The organism is Clostridium sartagoforme AAU1 (assembly GCF_000401215.1).
In the GTDB taxonomy this organism is placed as follows: domain Bacteria; phylum Bacillota; class Clostridia; order Clostridiales; family Clostridiaceae; genus Clostridium; species Clostridium sartagoforme.
Map to the genome: position 1 here is coordinate 1 of NZ_ASRV01000119.1, position 6,395 is coordinate 6,395.

The following is a 6,395-nucleotide window of genomic DNA, read 5'->3' on the forward strand; positions in this document are numbered from 1 at the left end:
TTTTTATTTTGTCAATAATTATTGTATATTATAATAAAATATATTAACAATTATAAATTTAGGAAGTGATTAAATGAAAAAAAGAATATTTTTATTGATATTCTCATTAATATTTTCACTCACATTAATTGGTTGTAAGAAAAATAATAATCAACCTCCAAAAGCTCCAAATTCACAAAATAGTGTGGATGGAGAAGAATCTAAAGATACTCCTGGTGAAAATGAAAAATCAAATAATGGTTCTCCAGAAAATAAATCAATAACTAATAATAAAGTTAGATTATTTTATTTTGACTCTTCAAAACTTCAGTTATATTATATTGATAAAGAAATTGAAGTCACAGATAAAGCAATAGTAAAAGCTTTAACTAAAGAATTACAAAATTATTCTCCTAATAAGAATTTTATGAACCTTACTAATGAAGTAGAAGTTACCTCTGCTAAAATTGATAAAGAAAAAAAACTTCTAACTGTAGTTTTTTCATCTTCATATGTTAATAAAATGGTTCTTGGTACTTCAACTGAAAGTGGATTATTAGCTTCGTTACTTTCAACTTATGGTTATAATTTAGGTGTTGATAAAGTAGCTATTTACTTTGGTGATGAATTGTATACATCATTAAGAGGAGAACTTCCTGAGGGTTATTTTAAAGTAGATTATAATTCTGCAATTGCATATTCTAAAACTTCATACGATACTAACAATGAGTCTTCTTCAAAAAACAAAAAAACATTAAATTGTAGAGTTTACTACTATAATTGTTCTGATGATGTTTTTTATTATATCGATAGACCTATTGAAGTTATAGATGGTGCTTTAGTAACTGCATTAACAAATGAATTGAAAAATACTCCTGATGAAAATTCTTTTAATTTTGGTGATAATTTGTCTGTTCGTACAGCTAAGTTAGATAAAGTTAATAATACATTAACCGTAGATTTATCAAAGTCTTATTATAACATTTTAACTAAAGTTGGTTCTGGTAGTGAATCTGCTGCTTTGAAAACTTTAGCATTAACTTATGCATATAATTATGGAATTGATAAGGTTATAATATTGGTAAACGGAAAACCTTATTCTGGCAGTCATATAAGTTTAGAAGCAAATGAATGCATTAATATAAATGTAAATAACATTAAGCCTTTAAATATCTAATATAATATCATCTTTAATTATAATTATATGTCACTTTATTTTTAAATTAAAAGTGCTACTAAGTAAATTAAAAGCAGCAATATATAAAAATTATATACTTGCTGCTTTTTGTTTTTTATAATTTCTTATAAAAATATTATTCAAAAATATTCTTTGATAAAAATTGATTTTTACTTTTAATAATATCACTTGAAATTATTATACTCATTTCTTTAGGATTTATTTTTGGATCACAAATCCTAATGCTTTGCTCTCTAATAAGAATATCTAGGTATTGTTTTATCATTAAACCATTTCTTAAACTTAAATTTCTATTATCATATAGCTCAACTATAGCTTTATTTAAAGTTTCTTTAGATTCGTTATCTAAAATATATCTTTTGCTCTCCAAAATACTCAATGCCATATTAAATAAATCATCTTTTTATAATCTTCAAAGTTTAGCATTGATGGGAATCTATAGTTTAACTCTGGATTTGACTTCATAAGCTTTTTAATATTCTTACTTTTCCCTGATAAAGTTAAGACTATTTTATTACTATTTTTATCTATAAATTTAATTAAGTCCTTAATTATCCTATTTGATGTATCTTGTAATAAAAATTCTGCTGAATCTATATATACAACTTTACCAATTTGCTTGTTTAAAATGTCTTCAAAAGATACTCCATTTTTCATATTGTCTATAATCTCTTCTTTATTTATTTCTACTATATTTTTAGCTTTTACAACACCCATGCTATATAATGTTTCTGACAATATATTTAATACTGTCTTTTTTCCAGTTCCAATTTCTCCAGTAAAAATTATGTTCATATATCTAGTTATATCAGTCGATAATCCTAGTTTTTTGCGTTTTTCTTTAACCCTCATTAATTTATACTGATTTCTTAAAAACTCTTTAGCTTCCTCATTTCCAATTAAATCTTTTAATCTTTCTTCTAAGTCAAACTCATTATCATATTGAGAAGTATTAAGTTTTTCTATATCCTTGGATGTTATTAAATTCATTTCATAGACACTTATGTCCTCTTCTGCAATTCTTATACTTTGAACTCTTATTAAGTTCTCAACATAATTTCTAACCATTCTGCCATTTCCTGATTGTGCATCAGAATTTTCATATATATCAACAAAGCTCTTTTTTAACGCTATATAGCCGTTCTTTGATAACTTAAATCCCTTTGATTCAACTAACCTTATAGCCATTTCTAAAAGTTCATTTGGATTATAATCTTCAAAATTAGTCCATAATGGAAATCTTGATCGAAGACCTATATTTACATCAAAAAACTCTTCCATATCTTGCTCATACCCAGCTAAAATAACTATTACTTCTCTTGAATAATCCTCAATTAATTTAAGAAGTGTTTCTATTGCTTCTCTTCCTAGACTATCATTTGCAAGAGTATATGCTTCATCTATAAATAATACTCCACCTAAAGCTTCTTTAAATTTTTCCTCTGTTTTTTTAGCTGTTTCTCCTGGAATATTAGCAACAAAACTAGATCTATCAGTTTCTACTAGTTGACCCACTTTTAATAATCCCATGCTATTTAGCATTTGAGCAACTAATCTGGCTATACTAGTTTTTCCTGTGCCTGGATTACCCGCAAATACCATATTTAAATTTTGCTCTATTTCTGTATTTACTCCAACTGATTTCCTTTTTTCTTGTGCAACTAAAAGTTTATATTGACTTCTTAAAAGATTTTTAACATTTTCTAATCCTATTATGTCTTTTAACTTTTCTTCTAAATCAAATTTAGCACTAGCTTTAAAATTAAAATCTTCTCTCTCTAAAAGATCTATTTCGCTTTTATTATTGGTTAAATATTTTCTTGAAGAATATATAATAGCATTTTCTATTATATTTCTAACAAATCTTGCATTACCTAAATCATTTTTACCTGTAAGTTGATTTCTAGCAAATAGATCTATCAAATCGTTCTTCACATTTTTCGCAATTCTATATCCCTTGGCTTTAGCAATTTGCATGGCTATTTCATACATTTCTTCAGGTTTATAATCTTCAAAATGAATTATATTAGGGAATCTAGATTTAAGTCCTTGGTTAAAGCTTAAAAACTCTTCCATATCCTTCTCATATCCAGCTAATATAACAGTTAAATTATTTCTATTATCTTCAATTCCTTTTAACAAAGCATCTACTATTTCTTTTCCGACTTTATCATCTTCACTTTCACATAAGGCATATGCTTCATCAATAAATAATACACCACCTATTGCTGAATTTATTATATCATTCGTTCTTTTAGCGGTTTCATTAACATTTTCTGTTATAAAATCGGCTTTACTAACTTCAATAAATACTCCTGTTGATAATAAACCTAAAGCATTTAAATACTCATACGTTATTCTAGCTGCGTTTGTTTTTCCTGTACCAGCATTTCCTGCAAATATCATATTTAAAGATATTCTTGATGTCCTTAACCCTAGCTTTTCTCTTATCTTTTGCACCTTATAATTATTTTCTATATTTAATAAAAATTCTTTTAATTGCTTAACCCCTATTATAGATTCTAATTTATATCTAACATCATCTAAAGTAGGTGTTGAATACTTATTTAACCTATATATTTCATTATTGGCTTTACAATATAACCTATTATGGTTTACATATATTAATATCTTTTCTCCTTCTTCTATAGATTCTTTTAATATAAAATTTCTTAAAGGATCACTTACTTTATAATATATATATTCTGTAATATCAAACCCACTATTTTTATTGAAGTTCTTTTGAAGATATTGGCAAACACCAAATACTTCTTTTTCATTAACATTATCCTTAAATCCTAATAAAACTTGTACTCCAAAATCAGATTTTATCTTTTCTATTTCATTTATTAACTTCTTTCTTATAATTATATTTTTCTCTTTTTGTGTTAGCTCTCTTGTATAAAAAATTTTTTCTCTATTTTTTAATGATAATTGGGAAAAATCATCAAACTCATTTTTATCTTCATAATTATAAATAAATATAAAGAATTTATTATGACAAACAATTTTATTAATCTTATTTTTGTCTTGAACTTTAGCTTCTACCAGAAACTTATTTTTAATTATGTAATCATTATTTAATTGAATACAAGTATTAGGATATATATTTGATAGTAATTTGATTACTTCCTCTGATGCTTTTTCAGTATTTTTAAACATTAATCCATCTGATTTATCATTATCTAGTTTCTCATATAAATCCGTTAAAAAGGCATTATACCCCATATTAAAATTATAAGATGCTAAATCTATTTCATCTACATTTTTATTTTTCATTAAATTTTTTTCATATAATTCCTCAAAGATTGTTTTAATACTTGCCTTCTTAAATGTATTTTTATGTCCAGCTATAACTAGAATTCCTTTTTCATTATTTTCTACTTTATTTATAAAGTATTCTGATATTTCTTTAAAGAATTCTCTTTGTCCTATAAATTCTTTATTTAATTTCTTTTCTAAATATAATTTTAATTCATCTCTATCCATATATACCTCCATTCATTTTATAATATGCTCTTATTAGACTATTCTATATTATTTTTATCAAATTTATTGTAACTTAGTCATAAATATAAAAAGGTCATATTTAAGTTTTCTTATTTCGTCGTTCCTCTCCAAGTCAACTAAAAATTATAAATAGTTATCCAGATAATAAAGCTTTTATAATTTTCTAAAGAATAAAAAATGCTGTACTATTAAAAGCACAGCTATGAACATTATATAAAATCGTCCTCTTTTAATAAATCTAATAAAGTAGGATTAAAGTTAAACTCATTTATAAGTGAATAAACTTCCTTTAAAGCTTTATCTTTTTTCTCCATTGAAATTTTAGATTTTGAAGCTCTTATCAAAATGTTTTTAGGTGAATGAGCTATATCAATAAATTCTAAGAGTTGTGTCTTATATCCTACCACCTCTAAAAGGTTTCCCCTTACTGCATCAGTCATTAACGCAGCTACTCTTTCTTTAACTATACCATACTTGGTTAGTATAGGTAATGTATTTGCTTGCATTTGATTATTAAATTCATGCTGGCAACATGGTACTGAAAAAATCATTTTTGCATTCCATTTAATTGCATTATATAAAGCATAATCTGTTGCTGTATCACAGGCATGTAATGTTATTACCATATCAACATTATTTTCGTACTTATATCCATTTATATCACCAAGCTCAAAATGCAAATTATCATACCTATATCTTTTAGCTATTTCATTACATTTTCTAATTACATCCTCTTTAAGATCTAAACCTATCATTTTCACATTTATATTTTTTATTTCTACAAAATAATAATATAAAACAAATGTTAAATATGATTTTCCACAACCAAAATCTAATATAGTAAGTTCTTTATAATCATTTTTCTTTATCTCATCATCTATTATTTCAATAAACCTATTTATCTGCTTATATTTATCATATTTAGAATTTATGACTTTACCTTCTTTAGTAAAGACCCCAAGGTCTATTAAAGGCTCTATTATCATTCCTTCTTTTAATATATAATTTTTTTCTTTATTATGACTTTTATTAGAAAGTTTAGAATTATTACTTCTTTTCTTTCCTAAAAATACTTTTCCTTTTTTAGATATTTTCAAATCAAAGGAACTTTCATTAGACCATGCAGATAATTGTTTATAATTTTCATTTACAATACCAAATAGTGCTTTTTCTATTTCATTAACTTCAATATTTTCATGAAAAACTTGTTTATCAGTAAATTTTTCTATTTGATAATATTTTTTGCCTTTACTATTTTCCTTTAGCAAAAATTTATTTTATTATATTCAACTTCTTTGTTTACTTTATTACTAATAACTATCTTTATAATTTCTTCTTTTAATATTTCATAAATAGCATTTTTTAAATCTTCCATCCCTAAACAACCCCTTGTTGTAAATTGCGAAGCAATTTATATAGTTCACAGCGCATAATTCACAGTTCACAGTTTTTGGAATAAAGTAACAGGTAACAGGTTATGATATAAATTGCAAAGCAATTTATAAATTAAAGAATGAAAAAATTTAGGTTATTTTGCGGCACAAAACTAACTACTGTCCCTAAGCTTACCTTGAAGTAGATGTTTCTTAATTTTTAATTATAGTTTACTTCTAGTACTTGTTACCTGATACCTGTTACCTATAAAATCAAAACAACTGTAAACTGTGCCTTGTGAACTGTGAACTGAAAAATGCTTCGCATTTTATAA

3 protein-coding genes and 1 pseudogene are annotated in these 6,395 nt (G+C 24.8%); 1 reads left to right on the forward strand and 3 read right to left on the reverse strand.

Translation table 11 applies throughout. From position 1 onward, the window contains the following. The first annotated feature begins 73 nt into the window (after positions 1-73). Positions 74-1,156: a GerMN domain-containing protein gene (locus A500_RS09220; RefSeq protein WP_016207310.1), complete on the forward strand. Its 1,083-nt coding sequence runs from the start codon at positions 74-76 to the stop codon at positions 1,154-1,156. 136 nt (positions 1,157-1,292) lie between these two features. On the opposite strand, the gene A500_RS21205 is transcribed toward A500_RS09220, so the two are convergent. The 3 genes and pseudogenes from A500_RS21205 to A500_RS09230 form a co-directional block, all read right to left on the reverse strand. Next, positions 1,293-1,547 carry a hypothetical protein gene (locus A500_RS21205; RefSeq protein ID WP_242835096.1) on the reverse strand — a complete coding sequence of 85 codons (255 nt, stop codon included), beginning with the start codon at positions 1,545-1,547 and terminating at the stop codon, positions 1,293-1,295. Positions 1,548-1,552: 5 nt separating this feature from the next. Further along, positions 1,553-4,666 carry an AAA family ATPase gene (locus tag A500_RS09225; RefSeq protein WP_016207312.1) on the reverse strand — a complete coding sequence of 1,038 codons (3,114 nt, stop codon included), beginning with the start codon at positions 4,664-4,666 and terminating at the stop codon, positions 1,553-1,555. Positions 4,667-4,896: 230 nt separating this feature from the next. Then, positions 4,897-6,062: pseudogene (locus tag A500_RS09230) on the reverse strand (class I SAM-dependent methyltransferase). Between the last annotated feature and the right edge of the window lie 333 nt (positions 6,063-6,395).